Below are 18386 nucleotides of genomic sequence, written 5' to 3'. Positions count from 1 at the left end.
CAGGACCCGCGTCAGAAGGTCAGCACCCCCCGCGCCACGCGCCCCGCGTGCGCGTCCTCCGCGGCGAGGGCGAAGTCCTCGACCGGGTACGTACGGGTCACCAGCTCGTCCAGCAGCAGCCGGCCCTCCCGGTAGAGCTTCGCGTACAGCGCGATGTCCCGCTGCGGGCGCGAGGACCCGTACCGGCAGCCCAGGATCGACTTGTCCAGGTACAGCGAGGAGACCTGGAACGAGGCCTCGTCCGCGAAGCCCGGCACCCCGAGCAGGACCGCCTGGCCGTGCCGGTCCAGCAGGTCCACGGCCTGCCGGATCAGCTTCACGTTGCCCACGCACTCGAAGGCGTGGTCGGCGCCGGTCGGCAGGACGCCCTTGACCGCCTCCACGGTGTCCTTGACCGCCGAGGCGTCGACGAAGTGCGTGGCGCCGAACTGCCGGGCGACCGCCTCCTTCGCCGGGTTGGCGTCCACCGCCACGATCGTGCTGGCCCCCGCGATCCGGGCGCCCTGGATGACGTTCAGCCCGATGCCGCCGGTGCCGATGACCACCACCGACTCGCCACGGTCCACCCGCGCGCGGTTGAGGACCGCTCCGACGCCCGTCAGCACGCCGCAGCCGATGAGCGCCGCCGAGGTCAGCGGCACGTCCTCGGGGATCTTCACGGCCTGCACCGCCTTGACGACGGTCCGCTCCGCGAAGGCCGAGTTGGAGGCGAACTGGAACAGCGGCTGCCCGCCCCGCGAGAACGGCTGCCCCGGCATCCCGATCGCCTTCCGGCACATCGTGGGCCGCCCCCGGTCGCACTCCGCGCAGGCCCCGCAGTTGGCGAGGGTGGACAGCGAGACGTGGTCACCGGGCGCCACGTGCGTCACTCCCGCCCCCACCGCCTCCACCACTCCCGCGCCCTCGTGCCCGAGCACCACCGGCGGCGGGAAGGGGATGGTCCCGTCGATCACCGACAGGTCGCTGTGGCACAGCCCGGCCGCCTTCACCGCGACCAGCACATCGCCCGGCCCCGGGTCGCGCACCTCCAGGTCGTCGACCACCCGGACCTGCTTGCCGTCGAACACCACACCTCTCACCGCGCCGCCTCCTTGGGCTCCCTGGGCAGGCCGAGCACACGCTCGGCGATGATGTTGCGCTGGATCTCGTCCGAGCCGCCGTAGATCGTGTCGGCGCGGGTGAAGAGGAACAGCCGCTGCTCCTCGTCGAGTTGGTACGGGCGCTCCGCCGACCAGTCGTACGGGCCGACGGCGCCGGCGGCGCCCCGTACCGCCACGGCCAGCTCACCCAGCCGCTGGTGCCAGCCGCCCCACAGCAGCTTCGCCACGCTGGGGGCGCCCTCGTCGCCCTGGCCGCCGAGGGTCCGCAGCGCGTTCCACCGCATGGTCCTCAGCTCGGCCCACTGCCGGACCAGCCGGTCCCGCAGCACCGGGTCGTCCGCGCCGGACCCGGCGAGGAAGGCGGCCAGCACGCGGTCGAGCTCGGCGGCGAAGCCGATCTGCTGGACGAGCGTGGAGACGCCCCGCTCCAGCGCGAGGAGGCCCATGGCCACCTGCCAGCCGTTGCCCTCGCCGCCCACCACCTCGGTGGCCGCGGCCCCGTCGAAGAAGACCTCGTTGAACTCGCTGGTGCCGGACATCTGGCGGATCGGCCGCACCTCGACGCGGCCCGGCTGGTCCATCGGCACCAGCAGGAACGACAGCCCGTGGTGGCGCCTGGAGCCGGGCTCGGTGCGGGCCAGGACGAAGCACCAGTCGGCGTCCTGGGCCAGCGAGGTCCAGATCTTCTGGCCGGTGACCCGCCAGCCGGCTCCGTCCCGCACCGCCGCGGTGCGCAGGGCCGCCAGGTCGGAGCCGGCCCCGGGCTCGCTGTAGCCCTGGCACCACAGCTCGTCGCCGCGGGCGATGGCGGGCAGGAAGCGGTCGCGCTGCTCCCGGGTGCCGTACGCGATCAGGGTGGGGGCGAGGAGGTTCTCGCCGATGTGGCCGACGCGGCCGGGGGCGCGGACGCGGGCGTACTCCTCGGCCCACACCACCTGCTGGGTGAGGGAGGCCCGCTGCTGCCCGTACTCCCCGCGCTCCCCCGGCTCCGCCCGCTCACCCTGCCCCCCCGACTCCCCCGGCTCCCCCGACTCCCAGCCGAGGCCGATCCAGCCGCCGCGGCCCAGCTCGCGCTCCCAGGCGCGGCGCTCGGCGACGCCCTCGTGCTCGCTGCCGGGGCCGCCCAGGCCCACGGCGGCGGTGTACGGGCCGACCAGGTGCGCGTCGAGCCACTCCCGGGCCCGGGTGCGGAACTCCTCGTCCGCCGGGCCGAAGCCGAAGTCCACGAGCCGCCCCCTCTAGGCGTTGGGGCGGTCCTTGGCGGCCGCCGCCCTGGCCATCGCCTCCAGCTGGGCGAGCATGGGCATCGGGTCGGTGCCGACGGTCCCCGGCAGGAAGTCGGCGATCTTCTCGGGGGTCCAGGTCCCCTCGGCGTACCCGGCGCGCAGTTCGCGCGGCTGCGCCCAGACGGCGATCTTGGGTCCGGCGATCGTGTAGACCTGCCCGGTGATGTTCTCGGCCCTGGCCCGGTCGCTGAGCAGGTACGTGACGAGCGCCGCCACGTCCTCGGGCTCGCCGATCTCCTTCAGCTCCATCGGGACGTTGGCGGACATCCGGGTACGGGCGACCGGCGCGACGGCGTTGGCGGTGACCCCGTACTTGTGCAGCCCGAGGGCGGCGGAGCGGACCAGGGAGATGATCCCGCCCTTGGCCGCCGAGTAGTTGGCCTGGGCGACGGAGCCCTGGTGGTTGCCGCTGGTGAAGCCGATCAGGGTGCCGGAGCCCTGCCGGCGCATCACGGCGGAGGCGGCGCGGAAGACCGTGAAGGTGCCCTTGAGGTGGGTGGCGACGACCGGGTCCCACTCCTCCTCGGACATGTTGAAGAGCATCCGCTCGCGCAGGATGCCGGCGACGCACACGACGCCGTCGATGCGCCCGTACTCGGCGAGCGCGGTGTCGACGATGCGCTGGCCGCCGGCCATGGTGGAGATGTCGTCGGCGACCGCGACGGCCTCGCCGCCGGCCGCGGTGATCTCCTTGACCACCTCCTCGGCGATCTCGCTGGTGGGCTCGCCGCCCTCGATGGACACGCCGTAGTCGTTGACGACGACCCTGGCGCCCTCGGCCGCCGCGGCGAGTGCCACGGCCCTGCCGATGCCCCGGCCCGCGCCCGTGACGGCGATGACCTTGCCTGCCAAGAAGTTCCCCACGTCCCGACCCTTCCCGCGGTTTCTGACGGACCGTTAGATTCTATGGGCAGTCGGACGGACCCGCACAAGCCCCAGTCCGTGCCCGGAATCGAGGAGCTGACCAACCGATGAGCCTGCCCGCCGAGTTCCACGACATCGCCAAGCGCGTCAACAACTGGGGCCGCTGGGGCGCCGACGACGAGATCGGCACGCTGAACCTGATCACCGACGAGGTCGTACGGGCCGCCGCGGCCGGCATCACGAGCGGGCGCCGCGTCCCGCTGGCGCTGCCGCTCAAGGAGGACGGCGTACAGGCCGGCATGATCCCGGGCCGGATCAACCCGCTGCACACGATGGTCCAGATCAACCAGGAGATCTTCGGGCCCGGCACGGTGGCCTGCAGCGACGACGCGGTGACCATGGGCCTTCAGGCGGCCACCCACTGGGACGCCCTCACGCACGTCTCGCACTCGGGGAAGATCTACAACGGCCGGCCCGCGGACACCATCACCCCGCACACCCGCGCGCAGTACAGCGGCATCGAGAAGGCCGGCCCGATCGTCTCGCGCGGCGTGCTGCTGGACGTGGCCCGCGCCAAGGGCCTGGACCGGCTGCCGGGGAACCACGCGGTGACCCCGGAAGACCTGGCGGAGGCCGAGGAGTTCGGTCGCGTCACGGTCCGGGCCGGGGACATCGTGCTGGTCCGCACCGGCCAGATCCAGGTCTACCTGGCGGGTGACAAGCACGGCTACGGCTTCCCGTCGCCCGGCCTGTCAGTCCGCACCCCGGAGTGGTTCCACGCGCGGGACGTGGCCGCGGTCGCCAACGACACCCTGACCTTCGAGATCTTCCCGCCGGAGTTCGAGAACCTGTGGCTGCCCGTGCACGCGCTCGACCTGGTGGAGATGGGCATGCACCAGGGCCAGAACTGGAACCTGGAGACCCTGTCGGGGGCCTGCGCCGACCAACAGCAGTACACGTTCCTGCTCAGCGCGATGCCGGAACCCTTCGTCGGCGGCACGGGCACGCCGGTGGCCCCGGTGGCGATCCTCTAGCCGGGCCGGGCAACGCCCGGCCCGGCCCGCCCCGAGGAAGCAGGCCACCAGCCTCAAGCCCCAAGGGCCTGCCGGTCGGCGGGCTGTGCGTGGCCGGTCAGCCGGCGGGGAAGGCGGGGGCGGCGCGTACGTCGCGGGCGATGGTGTCGATACGGTCGAGGACGGCTTGGGTGGACTCGACGAGTCCCGCGTCGCCCTTGGCGAGCCGCAGCCGGTGCGCTTCGATCAGATGAGCGCGCGCCGGTTCGAGGTCGCCGCGCTCCATGAGGTGCTTGCCGAGATGCTGTAGGGCGAAGTCCACGAGGTCAGGGTGTTCGATCCGGGCGGCGTCCAGGGCTCTGCGGTAGAAAATGCCAGCAGTCTCCGTGTCCCCGGCGTAGCGGTACGCGTCTCCCATGTTCAGCTCGGTGGCGATGACGGCCCGGGTGTTGCCGGTGGCGGCGGCAGCGTCGAGCGCCTGCCGCAGGAGCGCCTGGGCGTCGTCGTAGTCGCCGAGACTCACCAGGCCGATCCCCGCCCATCGGGCCAGGACCCGCGCCCGGTCTGCAGTCGTGCCTTCGGGGAGCGCCTGGAGTTCCTCGCGGAGTTCCGCGACGGCGGTGGTCAACTGCGCGCGGTTGACGGGGGTCATGCGCAGATCCTCGCCGTGCGTGATGAGGTGCTGGAGCACTGACCTCTCCCTGGGTCGGGTCCTGATCGGGCGGGACGGTACTACAGTGCGTCGGTTTGGTGGCGCAGGTCGGCGAGCAGGGCATGGCCGTGGGCGGTGAAGTACCGGCCGAGGTGGTCGAGCTGGTCCATGAGGTAGCGGACCGCCGGCATGCCGTCGTCGTAGGCGGCCTGGAAACACGTCCGCTCGTTGGCGGTCAGGTCGTCGCGGGCGAGTTCTCGGAGGCGGAACCGCAGTACCTGGTTGTAGACGTACGTCGCGTGGAAGACCCGGTCCACCTCCCAGAACTGGTTCCGTTCCACCCCTTGTACGGCACGCCACGCGATCTCGACCTTGGGCGAGGTCTGGGAGGAGTGCCCGTCCGCGAAGACCTGGTGTGTGAGGACGTGGAAGCTGACCGCCTGGTGGACGCCCTCATGCAGGATGTTCTCCGCCAGGAAGCGGGGGGACGGTTCCGTGCTGACCGTGTTCGGCGGGATGTGCAGCAGTGCCTTGTCCGAGAACATGACGACGTAGGGGAGAGCCGGGTCACTGGAGCTCGTCAGTGAGGAGCCCCCGGTGCCGGGCTGGAGGCCCACCCACAGCAGGCCTCGAACGAACTCGTGTACTCGGGCGAAGCCTTCGGGGTGGACCGAAGCGAGCCGCTCCAAGGCGCTGATCAGGGAGGCGCGGCGCACGACGGTGTGTTCGAGGATCTCGTACGTCCCCAGGTTGATCTCCTTTGCGATCTGCTCGTGAAGGATGCCGTCGAACCAGTCGAACGCGGCGCCGGCCACGTCCAGGCGGTCGCTGGGCAAGGCGCGGGCGTGTTCGGCGTACGGGATGCCGGACTTGACGAGACGCTCCATCAGGGCGAACGGCAGCGCCTGCTGGGCTCCGTCCTCGCGAAGCCGGGTCAGCGCCGGGTCGTCGCGGCCGAGGTCGAAAAACGAGCCCGTCTCTACGCGGGCGGCGATGGTGGTCTGCACGGTGAGGTCTCCTCGGTCGAGTTGTTCCAGTGGCAGAGAATGAGGCGGGGCGCCTCGGTGATGAGCATCCGAGACGCCCCGCCACGCCGTCAGTCAGCCGGCGTCAGTGCAGGATCACGGTCAGCCCTCGGTGCCCGTCGGAGCGGCGTCGTCCGGGACCATGTGGTCCAGGCGGCGCGTCAGCGAAATGACCGGAGCGGCCAGGACGATGCCGTCCGGGACGGAGTGGTCCAGCCGCCGGGTGAGGTTGCCGACCTGGATGGTGTGGGTGTGGGTGCTCATGATGGTGCTCCTTTAGGTGTACGCGGATGGTGCAGGTGGTGGTGCGTCTGCCCGCCTCTGCGGTAGGAGGTGTACTGCTGCGTCCCGCTGCCGGGGATGCGGAGTCAGATTCGCCCCCGTGCGAGGAGGCTGGTCGATCCCGCGAGATGAACGTACGGTCGCTCTGCGTGCGGTAGGACTGACTGCGGGTACGGGTTACGGCAGTGCCGGACCGGGGAGCGCGCAATGGCCACGAGACCGATCACCGGCACGATCACGGGTTTTGTGCTGCGCACGGCTCGGGAGTCGGTGCCGCTGACGCAGGCGGGTATGGCTGAATCCTTGCGAGTGGACCTGGCCACGGTGCAGGGCTGGGAGTCGGGTAGGCGGCCGGTGGCGAACATGCGCGCGGTGGACCTGCTCGGTCTGCGGCGGCGGCTGGCCGCACTGGGAGCAGACGCGGCGGTCGTCACCCTGCTGGACGCGGCGATGGATGCGGACAGGATCATCTGCGCCACCCTCACCAGTACGGACGCACCCCATCCGCTCGCGGAGTGGGTGCACACCCGGAGCACCGCCCACATGCTCGCCTGGGCGCTCACCGGGACTCGTCCACCCTCCCTCTCCGGTATCCCGTCCCCGCGCCGCAGAGGGCCGGCAGCAGATTCTCCGCTGCTTCCCGCCCCGGATCGGTCGGCGTTCTTCGAGCGGCTGCGGGCGACGGCGGAGGCGGCACCGCGAAACGACGTGCAGGGGGTGCTGCTGCACCGCCAGGCCCTGTACCTGACCTCGTACGACAACAGTTCGGAGGCAGCGGCCTGGACGGCACAGGCCCTGCACGCCCGGCGCGGTCTGCCGGCCCGACGGGGATGGACACCGCAGTGGGCCGAGGCACGTTCGACAGCCACTGCCCTTGCGCGGCTCGGGGATCCGGTGCCGCTGCTCGACTTCATCGAGCGGGCGATGGTGGACGACGACGCGGGCGAGGCTGCGAACCTGAACTACTGGGCCTACTGGCTGGGCGGAGCCCCGTTGCCCCAGTCCGACGACATGTTCATGCGAGACCGGCAGCTCACCGGCTGGGATCCCGTCACACTCCTACGGGGGTTGACGTACGGTCTGCACCACTCCCCCGGGTACGTCGACCTGTACGTGCACACAATGTGGGCTCTGCTGACGGCGCACCCGTGGCTGTCGCAGGCGTCCGGCCGGCTGGTACGGGACCTGGGCGAGCGCGCTGAGCAGCTGCTGGACGGTGGCGGCATCTCCGAGAGATCCCGGCGCGAACTCACAAGCGTGCACTACGTTCTTCGTGATCGAACCTGACCGACCGGAGGGCACCCCATGGCAGACGAGACGGCGACGGGCACCGCGGCGTTCCTCTTCGAGATGGGCGTCATGAAGCAGGCCAAGCGGACCGGCTGGTGGTTCACCGGTAACAACAACCCCGAGTCGATCGCCGACCACTCGTTCCGGGTCGGCATCATCGGTGCCGTACTTGCCATGATGGAGGGCGTGGACCCCGCGAAGGTCGCCCTGATGTCCCTCTTCCACGACACGCAGGAGACCCGAATCGGGGACATCCCGCATATCGGCCGCCGCTATATCGAGGCCGTTCCCAACCAGACCGTTACCGCGGACCAGGTGGCTCGTGCCCACCCTGCCGTCCGCGCCGGCGTGCAGCGCGTGGTCGATGAGTACGAGGCCAACGACAGCCCCGAGGCGATCGTGGCCAAGGACGCCGACAAGCTGGAATGCCTGGTGCAGGCGGTGGAGTACCGTGCACAGGGCAACACCCTCGTACAGGACTGGATCGACACCTCCTTGACCAGCCTCAAGACGGCGTCCGCCCGCGAACTGGCCGAGGCCGCACTGACGATGTCGCCGCTGGAGTGGCGGCAGACGTTCCTCCGCTGACCACCAGGAACGACCAAAGCCCCGCGGGCCGACGGGTCGAGGTCGGGCGAGGTCGGACAGGGGATCGTAAAGATCAGGCCAGTGGCCAATTCGTGATCTCCGTGGGGTGCCGTCGTTCGGCCGGGGGTGGATAGCGTGCGGTGCCCCCGGGCATCCGGGGGGCGTTCAGATCGCTCAGGAGACGTACATGGCCGTCAAGAAGGCCACCATCCAGCAGCAGGTCGCCGCTGCCATCACCGAGGCCAACCCCGCCGACAAGCCGCTCGTCACCATCCAGGCCGTCGCGGGCCCCAGCGTGTGGCTGATGAGCATGCTCGGCGTGATCGGGCAGGCGTTCCTCACGTACTACTTCATCACCGTCACCGAGCAGGCCGTGCTGGTCCACAAGGCGAGCATGCTGAGCAACCGGCCGAAGGAGCTCGCCTTCGCGATACCGCGCACCGAGGCCACCTGGCTGGTCAGTGACGTCAACCGGAACACCCTCTGGAGCTGGTTCCGCTTCCAGCTCCCCGGCCAGGCCACCCCGGCCCGCATGAACGTCCACCGCATCTGGCGCGAGGAACTCGACCAGCTGCTGGACCACATCGTCGGCCAGCCGGTCACCTGACGCAGCCGCGGTGACGGACATGCACGAGACGTCCTTCAGCGTCACCGGCACCGTGACCCGGGCCGAGTTCGCCGAAGGCATCAAGGCCGCGGGCACGTTCCGGTGGACACGGGTGGCCGCCGCACTCGGGACCGTCTGGCTCGCCGCGGCGGGGATCACCCTCGACGCGGAGGGCGTCACGGTTCACCCCGTGCCGCTCGTGGTCGCGGCCGCCTACGCGGCCTTCTTCGCGGTGGTCCTGCCTCGGCTGCTCGTACGGCTCCAACACGCCCGCCGGGCCGCCGCGGAGAAGCACACCGCCGTGGACGGTTCCGGCATCACGGTGTCCCGCGGCGGCGAGACGACGCGCATGACGTGGGACGAGGTCCGCTGGTACCACGACACCCCCGCCACCCACGTGCTGGTGGGGCGGACGGACCGCCGGACCTGTCTGCTGGTGCTGCCCAAGCGGCTGTTCACCGGCCCTGGTGAAAGCGACCTGTTCGGCGCCTTCGCCCACGCGCGCGCCGGCGACCGCGGCTGACACCGGCCGGCACACGCACGCACACGCACGCACACCCACACACGCCGCCGGGGAGGTCCCGCACGGGACCTCCCCGGCGCGGACGACCTGCGGGTGGCGGCGAGCTTTCGTGCTCGCCCCGAGCGCGGCACGGCGGGCCGCCACCCCACGACCCGCACTCGCCAAGGGCATATACCTCGGCGTCCCCTCGCGACGAATCGCTCCCCTCCAGGGTGATCAACGCATGACGGCCCGTCAACACCTCGTTAGAGGGACGTCCGCCTGATCGTCGGTCTTGGCGTCGCGGTCGACCTCGCACCAGATGCGCTTCCCGGCGCCCTCCGGCTGCCAGCCCCAGCGGTCCGCGAGGCCGTCGACCAGCTCCAGACCCCGCCCGTTGGTGTCCTCGCCGGCGGCATGACGGCGGGCCGGCGGGTGGGCGCTCACGTCGGCGACCTCCACCCGCACCCCCGGCTCACCGAAGAGCATCCGCAGCACCGCGGGGCAGCCGGTGTGCACCACGGCGTTGGTCACGAGTTCGGAGATCAACAGGATCAGCGTCTCGGCGAGGGGTTCGTCCACTCCTATGCCGCACCCCGCCAGCCGGGACCGCGCCCATCTGCGGGCGCGGCCCACTTCGGCGGGATCCGCACCGACTTCCAGCTGAACCTGAAGCACCTGCACCGCTCACACCATCCGAACCGGCGGACACTTCGCCTCGCGAGAGAACGGGATCACCGAACGTGACCCCCTTGCGGAGCAGCATGGTTGACATACAGTCACCACAACAAGCGCTTCGGGCATATTCCAGCGCGAAGGAGTAAGCGTGGTGCATACTGTGCGACGCCCTCGCCGCTCAACCGCTCGCATTTGTGGGAGCGTACCGGAGGGCACCCCCGACTCCGCCGCGTAACGAGTCGGGCGAAGGACACAAACCGATATCAACTCTCTGTAATCGGACATGCGTCCCGCGCCGTCCCACCCGTCACCACCGACGCCCCTTCACGGGACCGCTCACAGCGCGGCCAGCAACTCCTCCGCCAGCGCCTCCTCCGCCTCCGCCGCGGTCATCCACTGCTCGGCCCGCACCCACGCCCGCTTCAGGTGAAGGTGCACGTCCGCCTCCCACGTGAACCCCATGCCGCCGTGCACCTGGAGGCAGTCCCGGGCGTTGCGTACGGCCGCCTCGTCGGCCAGCAGCTTCGCCGCCGCCACCTCGCCGGCGTCCCCGGTCACGGCCGCCGCGTACACCGCGGTACGCGCCACCTCGGCCCGTACCAGCATCTCCGCACACAGGTGCTTGACCGCCTGGAAGGCGCCGACCGGCTGCCCGAACTGCTCGCGCTCACCGGCGTACCGCACGGCCGCCTCACAGGTCGCGAGTGCGCTGCCGACCTGCAACGCGGCCGTCAGCAGCGCGCCCTCGGCCCGCCACGCCTCCGGCGGCCGCGCGCCCGGCACGCGGTGCAGCGGCGTCAGCGGGTCCACGGACCGTACGGGCTCCTCGCCCCCGGTCGCGGCCCCCAGCAGCACGTCCGCCTCCGCCAGGTACGCCACCAGCCCCCCGGCCAGGTCCGGAGCGGTCACCACGGCGGCCCCCTCCGCCGCGGCCGGCACCGAGCCCGCCGCCAGCTCCGTGGCGACCAGCGGCCCGGGCAGCAGCACCCGCCCGGCCTCCTCGAAGACGAGCACGGCCTCCGGCAGGCCGAGCCCGACCCCGCCGGCCTCCTCGGGCACGCGCAGCGCGAAGAAACCGGCCTCTCCCAGCTCCCGCCACAGCGCCCGGTCCACCGGCTCGCCGGAGTCCACCGCGGCCCGCAGCGCGTCCCGCCCGAACCGGCCGCGCAGCAGCTCCCGCACCCCCGCCCGCAGGTCCCGCTGGTCTTCGGTCAACTGGAACCGCAACGAGGCTCACCGGCCCTTCGGGAGGCCGAGGATGCGCTCGGCGACGATGTTCTTCTGGATCTGCGAGGTCCCGGCGGCGATGGTGTACGAGAGGGAGGACAGCCGGGCCGGCACCCATGCGGCGCCCGCCCCGTCGCCGCCCAGCACGAGAGACCCGGCCCCCAGCACCTCGGCCGCCGTGTCGTACAGCTCCTGCCGCGCCTGCGAGTACCGCAGCTTGAAGACCGAGCCGCCGACGCCGGGCACCCCGCCCGCCCCCTCGGCCTCGCTCACGTTCCACTGGGTCAGCCGCCACAGGGCGCCGAACTCCCCGTACAGCCGTCCCAGTTTCCGCCGCAGCACCGGGTCGTCCCAGCGGCCGTTGTCCCGGGCCACCCGGGCCAGCTCGGCCAGCGTCCGGCGGCAGGCCACCACCTCCCCGACGAAGGCGGTGCCCCGCTCGAAGGACAGGGTCACCATCGTCACGCGCCAGCCGTCGTTCTCGGCGCCCACCCGGTTCGCCACCGGCACCCGCACCTCGTCGAGGAACATCTCGGCGAACTCGGTGGACCCCGCGAGGGTCCGCAGCGGCCGCACCGACACCCCCGGGGCGTCCATCGGCATCGCGAGCCAGCTGATCCCGCGGTGCCTGGGCGCGGCCGGGTCGGTGCGCACCAGCAGCTCGCACCAGTCGGCCACTTCGGCGTGCGAGGTCCAGATCTTGGAGCCGGTGACCACGTACTCGTCCCCGTCCCGGACGGCCCTGGTCCGCAGCGCGGCCAGGTCGGAGCCCGCGTCCGGCTCGCTGAAGCCCTGGCACCACACCTCGTCGCCGCGCAGCACGGGCGGCAGCCAGCGGGCCCGCTGCTCCGCGGTGCCCTCGGCGGCGATGGTGGGCCCGGCGTGCAGCAGTCCGACGAAGTTGGCGCCGACGTAGGGCGCCCCGGCGCGCTCGGTCTCCTCCAGGAAGATCAGGTGCTGGGTGGGGGTGGCGCCCCGGCCGCCCGCGTCGAGGGGCCAGTGCAGGCCGGCGTACCCGGCGTCGTACAGCCGGCGCTGCCAGCCGAGGTCGTACGCGCGGCGGCCCGGCCAGTCGTCGGGCGAGGGGGCGGGGGGCAGCTCGGGCAGCGTCTTGCCGAGCCATTCGCGCAGGCGGGCCCGGAACTCCCGCTCCTCCTCGGTGTACGTGAGGTCCACTAGGCCGCCCTGCGGCGGTCGCGGTCGAGGTCCAGCCCGAGCATGCGGATGGCGTTGCCCCGCATCAGCTTGTAGACCGTCTCCTCGTCCAGGCCCTTCACGTGGTCGAGGGCGACCTCCTTGGTGTGCGGGAAGGTCGAGTCCACGTGCGGGTAGTCGGTCTCGAAGGTGGCGTTGTCGCGGCCGACGACGTCGAGCGAGGCGATGCCGTGCTTGTCGCGGAAGAAGCAGCAGAAGATCTGCCGGTAGTAGTACGTGGAGGGCGGCTCGGGGATCAGGTCGCGGACCCCGCCCCAGGCGCGGTGCTCCTGCCACACGTCGTCGGCGCGCTCCAGGGCGTACGGGATCCAGCCCATCTGGCCCTCGCTGTAGGCGAGCTTGAGCTGCGGGAACTTCACGAGGACGCCGCTGAAGAGGAAGTCCATCATCGAGGCCATCGCGTTGTTGAAGCTGAGCGAGGCCTGGACGGCGGGCGGGGCGTCGGGCGAGGCGGCGGGCATCTGGGAGCTGGACCCGATGTGCATGTTGACCACCGTGCCGGTCTCCTGGCAGGCGGCGAAGAAGGGGTCCCAGTGGCCGGAGTGGATGGAGGGCAGCCCGAGGTGGGTGGGGATCTCCGAGAAGGTGACGGCGCGGACCCCGCGGGCGGCGTTGCGGCGGATCTCGGCGACGGCGAGGTCGATGTCCCAGAGGGGGATGATGCAGAGGGGGATGAGGCGGCCGCCGCTGTCGCCGCACCACTCCTCGACCATCCAGTCGTTGTACGCGCGCACGCAGGCCAGGGCGACCTCCTTGTCGTGCGCCTCGGCGAAGGTCTGGCCGCAGAAGCGGGGGAAGGTCGGGAAGCAGAGGGACGCCTCGACGTGGTTGAGGTCCATGTCGGCCAGCCGCGCCTTGGGGTCCCAGCAGCCGCGGCGCATCTCCTCTCGGGTGATGCCCTCCAGGGTCATCTCGTCGCGGTCGAAGCCGACGGCGGCGATGTTCCGCTTGTACGGGAACTTGAGGTCCTCGTAGATCCACCAGTCGGTCGGCGGGCCGTCCGGGTCCATGGAGATCACGTACTTGCCACCGGTGTAGACGAGCTCGCCGATGCCGGCGGTGAGGGGCTGGGGGCCGCGGTCCCGGTACCTGGCCGGCAGCCAGGTGTCGAAGAGGTGCGCGGGCTCGATCACGTGGTCGTCCACGCTGATGATCCGGGGCAGTTCCATGGGGTTCCCCTCACCGGGTTTCTGATGCACCGTCAGAAACAAGCTAGCTCCGCCACCCCTGGACCGACAAGCGGCAGCGCCCTACGCTTCCCGTCGATCTGACGAAACGTCAGCTACGCATCCCGACGGAGGTCAGGGCATGACCGACACCGCACACGAACTGGCCCAGGCACCCACCCTCTGGGAGCTCGTCACCCGCCGGGCCGCGCTCACCCCCGACGCACCCGTGCTCATCGAGGCCGAGACCGGCCGCACCCTCACCTTCGGCGCCCTGCGCGAGCGCGCCGAACGCGTCGCCGCCGGGATGTACGCCAAGGGCGTCCGGCCCGGCACCGTCGTCGCCTGGCAGCTCCCCACCCGCATCGAGACCGTGCTGCTGTCGGTGGCCCTGACCCGGCTCGGCGCCGTCCAGTCGCCCGTCATCCCCTTCTACCGCGACCGCGAGGTCGGCTTCGCGCTGCGCGAGTCGGGCGCCGCGTTCTTCGCCGTACCCGGCACCTGGCGCGGCTTCGACCACACCGCGATGGCCGAGCGGCTCGGCGCCACCGGAGTCTTCGAGGCGTACGACAACCTCCCCGAGGCCGACCCGGCCGCGCACCCCGGCCTCCCCGAGCCACCGGCCTCCGGCACCGAAGTCCGCTGGATCTACTGGACCTCCGGCACCACCTCGGACCCCAAGGGCGTCCTGCACACCGACCGCTCCCTGATCGCCGGCGGCTCCTGCCTGGCCCACGCCCTCCGCCTCAAGCCCACCGACGTCGGCTCGATCGCCTTCCCGTACGCCCACATCGGCGGGCCCGACTACCTGGTGATGCTGCTGCTGTACGGCTTCCCGGCGGTCCTCTTCGAGAAGTTCGCGATGCCGGACGCCCTGCAGGGCTACCGCAGGCACGGGGTGACCGTGGCCGGCGGCTCCACGGCCTTCTACTCGATGTTCCTCGCCGAACAGCGCAAGGCCCCGGGCGAGAGGCTCATCCCCACCCTGCGCCTGCTCGCCGGCGGCGGCGCGCCCAAGCCGCCCGAGATCTACCACGCGGTGGTCCGCGAACTGGGCTGCCAGCTCACCCACGGCTACGGCATGACCGAGGTCCCCATGATCACCATGGGCGCCCTCGACGACACCCCCGAGAACCTCGCCCACACCGAGGGCCGCCCGCCGGCCGGCATGGAGATACGGATCACCGACCCCGAGGGCAAACCGCTGCCCGCCGGCACGGAGGGCGAGGTCCGGCTGCGCGGCGAGGCCGTGTGCCGGGGCTACCTCGACCCGGCGCAGAACGCGGAGGTCTTCGACGCCGACGGCTTCCTGGTGACCGGGGACCTCGGCCGCCTCACCGGAACGGGACACCTGGTCCTCACCGGCCGCAGCAAGGACGTGATCATCCGCAAGGGCGAGAACATCTCCGCCAAGGAGATCGAGGACCTGCTGCACCGGCTGCCCGGCGTCGGCGACGTCGCCGTCGTCGGCCTCCCCGACCCCGACCGGGGCGAGCGGGTCTGCGCCGTCGTGGAACAGCCCGCGGACGCCGCCCCCCTCACGCTGGAGGCCCTCACGGCGCACCTCCGCGCCGAGGGCCTGGCCACCCACAAACTGCCCGAGCAGCTCGAAATCGTCGACGCCCTCCCCCGCAACGACGCCCTCCGCAAGATCCTCAAGTACAAGCTGCGCGAGCGCTTCGCGTAGGGCGGCCGGTACGGGATCCGTGCGGGGCCGTACGGGACCTGCCGCGGCCCGTGCGGGACCTGTGGGGGTCCGTACCGGACCTGCGGCGGCCCGTACCGGACCTGTGGGGGGGTCCGCACGAGGACCCCCGCGCGGACCCCCGCAAACGGCTAGGCGTCCGGGAGTTCGACGCCGCAGTAGCCGGCGAAGGCGGTCAGGATCTCGTCTTCGCCGATCCGGCCGTCGCCGTCGGTGTCCAGGGCCGCCGCGACCAGAGCGGCCGCCCCGGCCTCCGTACCCAGCACCCGCAGCACGCGCGCCACCGCCTCGGGAGTGACGCCGCCACCCTCCGGGTCGGCCACGGCGAGCACAGCGTGCAGGAACGGGCGGGCGATCTCGGCGAACCGCTGGGGACTGTCCCGCAGCCGCTTGGCGGCCCCGGTCACGAACTCCTCGCGGGTGACGCGCTGGTCTCCGTCGACGTCGGCGATGCCGGCCATGCCCTGCCAGAAGGCCTCCGCGCCGATGAACACGGCCTGCCCCCGGTCCGAGCGGGCGGCAGTGCCGAATTCGGCCAGGACGGCCTTCGCGGCGGTGCTGAAGTCCTCCCGGTCGATATATCCGTTGCCGTCCTGGTCGAAGGTGGCGAATCGGGCGGCGATCTTGCGCTCGTACTCTGCGCTGTCCATATTCGGCGTTCCGCCTTCACTGATGCGGTGGGTGTGTTTCAGTCAGGACGGAGCGTAAGGCCTGCGTGGCCTGCGCGTTAAGGAAAGCGGTCGAGCGGGTGGCCGCACCGGGCCCGCGCACGGGGAGCGCACCGGGGCGCGCGGAGCCCCTCGCTAGCACGGGCGGTTTCCGTACGGGGGGAGTTCGTCCAAAGCGGGCGCACGGCGGCGCGTGGCCATTACATTCGAGAGGTCGACACAGGGCTGGGGGCCGCCATGGCGAAGGACGCACCACCGCGCTGGGACCGCAGGATGCAACAGCGGCTGGCCCGCGGCGAGGCGGCGGCGCTGGGTGAACTGTACGACCGCTTCGCGTCCCTCGTGCACAGCCTGGCCCACCGCGTGCTGGGGGACGAGAAGGCCGCCGACCGGATCACCCGCGAGGTCTTCGGCTACATCTGGGAGAACCCCGACGCGTACGACCCCAAGCAGGGCTCCATGCGGTCCTGGGTCGCGCGCATCACCCAGGGGCAGGCGGTGGCCCGGCTGCGGCAGGCCGAGACGGCCTCGCTCGCGGAGGGCGGCGGGGGCTCGCGCGAGGAACTGGAGCAGAAGCTCCGGCTGGCCTCGGCCGCCGCCCGGGCCGACTACATCGTCACGTCCATGCCGGCGCCCCTGCGGAAGGCGTTGGAGCTCGCGTACTTCCAGCGGCGCGACTACCGCCAGGCGGCCGCGGACCTCGGGGTGACCGAGGACGAGGCCCGGCGCAGACTCAGGCTCGGCCTGCAACTCCTCTCGACCGCCAACTCCCTGCCACGGGACGGCTCGGCACCGCCGTCCGGATACGGACGCACGCTGTGAACGCGCACAGCCGCTGGAGCGGCGACGACGAATCCCTGTACGGCGGCGCGGGCGCGGGTCCCGGCGGCGCGGGCGCGGGTCCCGGCGGCGCGGGCGCACCCGGCGGCCCGGGTTCCGGCGGCCCCGGCGGCCCGGCTTCCGGCGGCCCCGGCGGCCCGCTGGGGCCCGTCCCCCACGGCCCCCGCCCGGGGGCGGGCGGTCCGCGGATACCGGGACCGCGCGGGGCGGCCGACGACCTGGACCCGTCCCTCGCTCCCCCGCCGCCGCCTTCGCACGGTGTACTGAAGTCCCTGCTGGGCGCGTGGGCCCTGGCGGCCTGCTCCGCCGAGGAGACCCAGGCCGTGGAGGCCCACCTCACCGAGTGCGCGCCCTGCGCCGAGGAGGCGCTGCGGCTGCGGGACGCGGTCGCACTGCTGCACCCCGAGGAGTCCCTGGACCTCGACCCGCTGCTGCGGTCGCGGGTGCTGGAGGGCTGCCTCGGGCGGCGGCCGGCGCGGATCCCCGTACCGGCGTGGGCCGCGCCGTACGACGCGGAGACCGCGCGGCTGGACGCGCTCCTGCGGGACATCGGGGACGCGGAGTGGCACGCGCCGGTGCGGCTGAAATGGTTCGAGGAGGAACGCAGGCAGAGCCGGAAGACGACGGTGGCGGGCGTCATCGGGCACCTGCTGACGGTCGACGGCCTGGTGGCGACCGCGCTCGGGCTGGACGACCCGCTGGGCGCGGACGCGCCGAAGGATCCGGCGGAACGGACGGAGCGGTACTGGGAGTCCGCCGCCCGTCCCTCGACGCGGCGGGTCCGCGAACCGTGGCGCGAGCAGGGGCACACCCTGGTCCGCACGGTGTCCTTCGCGGGGCGCGGCGTGGCCGAACTCGGCGTCTCCTACGGGGGTTTCGCGCTGCCGCTGGGCGACGCGTTCCTGGAGCGGGCCTTCGAGTGCTGGGTGCACGCGGGGGACATCGCGGACGCGGTGGACTACCCGTACGAGCCGCCGTCCGGCGCCCACCTGCACCAGATGCTGGACCTGGCGGCCCGGCTGCTGCCGGTGGCGCTGGCGAAGCGGCGCCGGGAGGGCCTGGCGGCCCCGGCCCGCCGGCTGGTGGCCGCGGGGGCGCCCGGCCGCACGCTCCACCTGGAGATCGAGGGGCTGGGCGGCGGTACGTGGGACATCGCCCTGGACTCGCCCGCGGCGGCCACCTCGGAGGAGCACACGGTGGCCAGCATCGCGCTGGACGGGGACGAGTTCTGCCGGCTGGCCGCGGGCCACATCTCCCCGGAGGAGGCGGCGCTGGGCCAGCACGGCGACCGCGAGGCCATCAGGGACGTCCTCTTCGCGACGGCGTCGCTGAGCCGCCTCTAGCCTCCGGCGGTCCTGGGGCGCCTCCCCCGGCAGGCCCGCCGGCCTCGGGGCCCGACGGCCCGGGGGCCCGCCGGCCTCGGGGCCCGTCGGCCCGGGGGCCCGTCGGCCCGGGGACGCCAGGTCCGTTCCGGGGTGCGGGCCGTTGCCCTGCGGGGCAGGCCCCACCCCGCCCTTCTCCCGTTCACCGGGGCTGCGCCCCGGGCCCCCGGGCTCCGTTCCGGACCTCTCTGGGGGTTCCGGTGCCCGTGGCCGGTGCGCCTCGCGCGGCGACGAGGGCGGGCGGCGGTGCGGGGGCGCCCGGCACGGCGGCGGCCCCGGGCCCGTACCGGCGGACG

At 72.5% G+C, this 18386-nt stretch carries 19 protein-coding genes; 8 read left to right on the top strand and 11 right to left on the bottom strand.

Annotated features, from left to right (window positions below; genetic code table 11):
• Nucleotides 1–11: 11 nt before the first annotated feature.
• Genes ACIF6F_RS33340 through ACIF6F_RS33330 form a run of 3 tightly spaced genes read right to left on the bottom strand, consistent with a single transcriptional unit; the run spans nt 12 to nt 3250 of the window.
• Nucleotides 12–1079 (bottom strand): Zn-dependent alcohol dehydrogenase, encoded by a 1068-nt coding sequence (locus ACIF6F_RS33340; RefSeq protein WP_399955827.1) that lies wholly within the window; start codon nt 1077–1079, stop codon nt 12–14.
• Nucleotides 1076–2326 (bottom strand): acyl-CoA dehydrogenase family protein, encoded by a 1251-nt coding sequence (locus ACIF6F_RS33335; protein ID WP_399955824.1) that lies wholly within the window; start codon nt 2324–2326, stop codon nt 1076–1078. The genes ACIF6F_RS33340 and ACIF6F_RS33335 overlap by 4 nt, the downstream gene beginning before the upstream one ends.
• Before the next feature lie 12 nt (nt 2327–2338).
• On the bottom strand, nt 2339–3250 hold the full coding sequence (locus tag ACIF6F_RS33330) for an SDR family oxidoreductase (RefSeq protein ID WP_399955821.1): 912 nt from the start codon (nt 3248–3250) through the stop codon (nt 2339–2341).
• Nucleotides 3251–3357: 107 nt separating this feature from the next.
• Here ACIF6F_RS33330 and ACIF6F_RS33325 point away from each other — a divergent pair, with 107 nt between their 5' ends.
• Entirely contained in the window at nt 3358–4284 is a 927-nt protein-coding gene (locus ACIF6F_RS33325) for a cyclase family protein (protein WP_399955818.1), read from the top strand.
• A gap of 97 nt (nt 4285–4381) precedes the next feature.
• Here ACIF6F_RS33325 and ACIF6F_RS33320 read toward each other — a convergent pair whose 3' ends face one another.
• The 3 genes from ACIF6F_RS33320 to ACIF6F_RS33310 all read right to left on the bottom strand — a co-directional run bounded on the left by ACIF6F_RS33320 (nt 4382) and on the right by ACIF6F_RS33310 (nt 6204).
• The gene (locus tag ACIF6F_RS33320; RefSeq protein WP_399955816.1) at nt 4382–4954 is read right to left on the bottom strand and encodes a tetratricopeptide repeat protein; all 573 of its coding nucleotides are present in this window, start codon (nt 4952–4954) and stop codon (nt 4382–4384) included.
• A gap of 41 nt (nt 4955–4995) precedes the next feature.
• Entirely contained in the window at nt 4996–5922 is a 927-nt protein-coding gene (locus ACIF6F_RS33315; RefSeq protein WP_399955813.1) for a hypothetical protein, read from the bottom strand.
• 120 nt (nt 5923–6042) lie between these two features.
• Nucleotides 6043–6204 (bottom strand): hypothetical protein, encoded by a 162-nt coding sequence (locus ACIF6F_RS33310; protein WP_399955810.1) that lies wholly within the window; start codon nt 6202–6204, stop codon nt 6043–6045.
• Between the two features lie 309 nt (nt 6205–6513).
• Between ACIF6F_RS33310 and ACIF6F_RS33305 the strand changes: the two genes are divergently transcribed.
• The 4 genes from ACIF6F_RS33305 to ACIF6F_RS33290 all read left to right on the top strand — a co-directional run bounded on the left by ACIF6F_RS33305 (nt 6514) and on the right by ACIF6F_RS33290 (nt 9230).
• Nucleotides 6514–7509 (top strand): XRE family transcriptional regulator, encoded by a 996-nt coding sequence (locus ACIF6F_RS33305; RefSeq protein WP_399955807.1) that lies wholly within the window; start codon nt 6514–6516, stop codon nt 7507–7509.
• 18 nt (nt 7510–7527) lie between these two features.
• Complete coding sequence (locus ACIF6F_RS33300; protein ID WP_399955805.1) at nt 7528–8100, top strand: HD family hydrolase; 573 nt, start codon at nt 7528–7530, stop codon at nt 8098–8100.
• 187 nt (nt 8101–8287) lie between these two features.
• The gene (locus ACIF6F_RS33295) at nt 8288–8707 is read left to right on the top strand and encodes a hypothetical protein (RefSeq protein WP_399955802.1); all 420 of its coding nucleotides are present in this window, start codon (nt 8288–8290) and stop codon (nt 8705–8707) included.
• Nucleotides 8708–8726: 19 nt separating this feature from the next.
• Nucleotides 8727–9230, top strand: coding sequence for a YcxB family protein (locus tag ACIF6F_RS33290; RefSeq protein WP_399955799.1), 504 nt, complete (start codon nt 8727–8729; stop codon nt 9228–9230).
• Nucleotides 9231–9464: 234 nt separating this feature from the next.
• On the opposite strand, the gene ACIF6F_RS33285 is transcribed toward ACIF6F_RS33290, so the two are convergent.
• From ACIF6F_RS33285 to ACIF6F_RS33270, 4 genes are all read right to left on the bottom strand, one after another.
• Nucleotides 9465–9893, bottom strand: coding sequence for an ATP-binding protein (locus tag ACIF6F_RS33285; RefSeq protein WP_399955796.1), 429 nt, complete (start codon nt 9891–9893; stop codon nt 9465–9467).
• Between the two features lie 330 nt (nt 9894–10223).
• Nucleotides 10224–11114 (bottom strand): acyl-CoA dehydrogenase family protein, encoded by an 891-nt coding sequence (locus ACIF6F_RS33280; protein WP_399955792.1) that lies wholly within the window; start codon nt 11112–11114, stop codon nt 10224–10226.
• 6 nt (nt 11115–11120) lie between these two features.
• A complete protein-coding gene (locus ACIF6F_RS33275) occupies nt 11121–12290 on the bottom strand; it encodes an acyl-CoA dehydrogenase family protein (RefSeq protein ID WP_399955789.1) in 1170 nt (389 codons plus the stop codon).
• Complete coding sequence (locus tag ACIF6F_RS33270; RefSeq protein WP_399955785.1) at nt 12290–13498, bottom strand: amidohydrolase family protein; 1209 nt, start codon at nt 13496–13498, stop codon at nt 12290–12292. The genes ACIF6F_RS33275 and ACIF6F_RS33270 overlap by 1 nt, the downstream gene beginning before the upstream one ends.
• A 139-nt stretch (nt 13499–13637) precedes the next feature.
• On the opposite strand from ACIF6F_RS33270, the gene ACIF6F_RS33265 reads away from it, so the two are divergent.
• Nucleotides 13638–15182 (top strand): class I adenylate-forming enzyme family protein, encoded by a 1545-nt coding sequence (locus ACIF6F_RS33265; RefSeq protein ID WP_399955782.1) that lies wholly within the window; start codon nt 13638–13640, stop codon nt 15180–15182.
• Between the two features lie 149 nt (nt 15183–15331).
• On the opposite strand, the gene ACIF6F_RS33260 is transcribed toward ACIF6F_RS33265, so the two are convergent.
• Entirely contained in the window at nt 15332–15850 is a 519-nt protein-coding gene (locus ACIF6F_RS33260; RefSeq protein ID WP_399955779.1) for an EF-hand domain-containing protein, read from the bottom strand.
• A gap of 255 nt (nt 15851–16105) precedes the next feature.
• Between ACIF6F_RS33260 and ACIF6F_RS33255 the strand changes: the two genes are divergently transcribed.
• Both ACIF6F_RS33255 and ACIF6F_RS33250 read left to right on the top strand, forming a co-directional pair.
• The gene (locus tag ACIF6F_RS33255; protein WP_399955776.1) at nt 16106–16690 is read left to right on the top strand and encodes a sigma-70 family RNA polymerase sigma factor; all 585 of its coding nucleotides are present in this window, start codon (nt 16106–16108) and stop codon (nt 16688–16690) included.
• On the top strand, nt 16687–18051 hold the full coding sequence (locus ACIF6F_RS33250; protein WP_399955773.1) for a maleylpyruvate isomerase N-terminal domain-containing protein: 1365 nt from the start codon (nt 16687–16689) through the stop codon (nt 18049–18051). Before ACIF6F_RS33255 ends, ACIF6F_RS33250 begins: the two co-directional genes overlap by 4 nt.
• Nucleotides 18052–18386: the final 335 nt, after the last annotated feature.

Source organism: Streptomyces sp. NPDC086023 (assembly GCF_044540325.1).
Lineage (GTDB): Bacteria > Actinomycetota > Actinomycetes > Streptomycetales > Streptomycetaceae > Streptomyces.
Note: the sequence above shows the minus strand (reverse complement) of the source record. Positions and strands in the feature narration are given on the sequence as shown.

Excerpts from the sequence above, each read along its gene's own strand:
- ACIF6F_RS33325 (WP_399955818.1), top strand. The coding sequence starts at position 3,358 with ATGAGCCTGCCCGCCGAGTTCCACGACATCGCCAAGCGCGTCAACAAC.
- ACIF6F_RS33310 (WP_399955810.1), bottom strand. The coding sequence starts at position 6,204 with ATGAGCACCCACACCCACACCATCCAGGTCGGCAACCTCACCCGGCGG.
- ACIF6F_RS33305 (WP_399955807.1), top strand. The coding sequence starts at position 6,514 with ATGGCTGAATCCTTGCGAGTGGACCTGGCCACGGTGCAGGGCTGGGAG.
- ACIF6F_RS33300 (WP_399955805.1), top strand. The coding sequence starts at position 7,528 with ATGGCAGACGAGACGGCGACGGGCACCGCGGCGTTCCTCTTCGAGATG.
- ACIF6F_RS33295 (WP_399955802.1), top strand. The coding sequence starts at position 8,288 with ATGGCCGTCAAGAAGGCCACCATCCAGCAGCAGGTCGCCGCTGCCATC.
- ACIF6F_RS33290 (WP_399955799.1), top strand. The coding sequence starts at position 8,727 with ATGCACGAGACGTCCTTCAGCGTCACCGGCACCGTGACCCGGGCCGAG.
- ACIF6F_RS33270 (WP_399955785.1), bottom strand. The coding sequence starts at position 13,498 with ATGGAACTGCCCCGGATCATCAGCGTGGACGACCACGTGATCGAGCCC.
- ACIF6F_RS33265 (WP_399955782.1), top strand. The coding sequence starts at position 13,638 with ATGACCGACACCGCACACGAACTGGCCCAGGCACCCACCCTCTGGGAG.
- ACIF6F_RS33260 (WP_399955779.1), bottom strand. The coding sequence starts at position 15,850 with ATGGACAGCGCAGAGTACGAGCGCAAGATCGCCGCCCGATTCGCCACC.
- ACIF6F_RS33255 (WP_399955776.1), top strand. The coding sequence starts at position 16,106 with ATGGCGAAGGACGCACCACCGCGCTGGGACCGCAGGATGCAACAGCGG.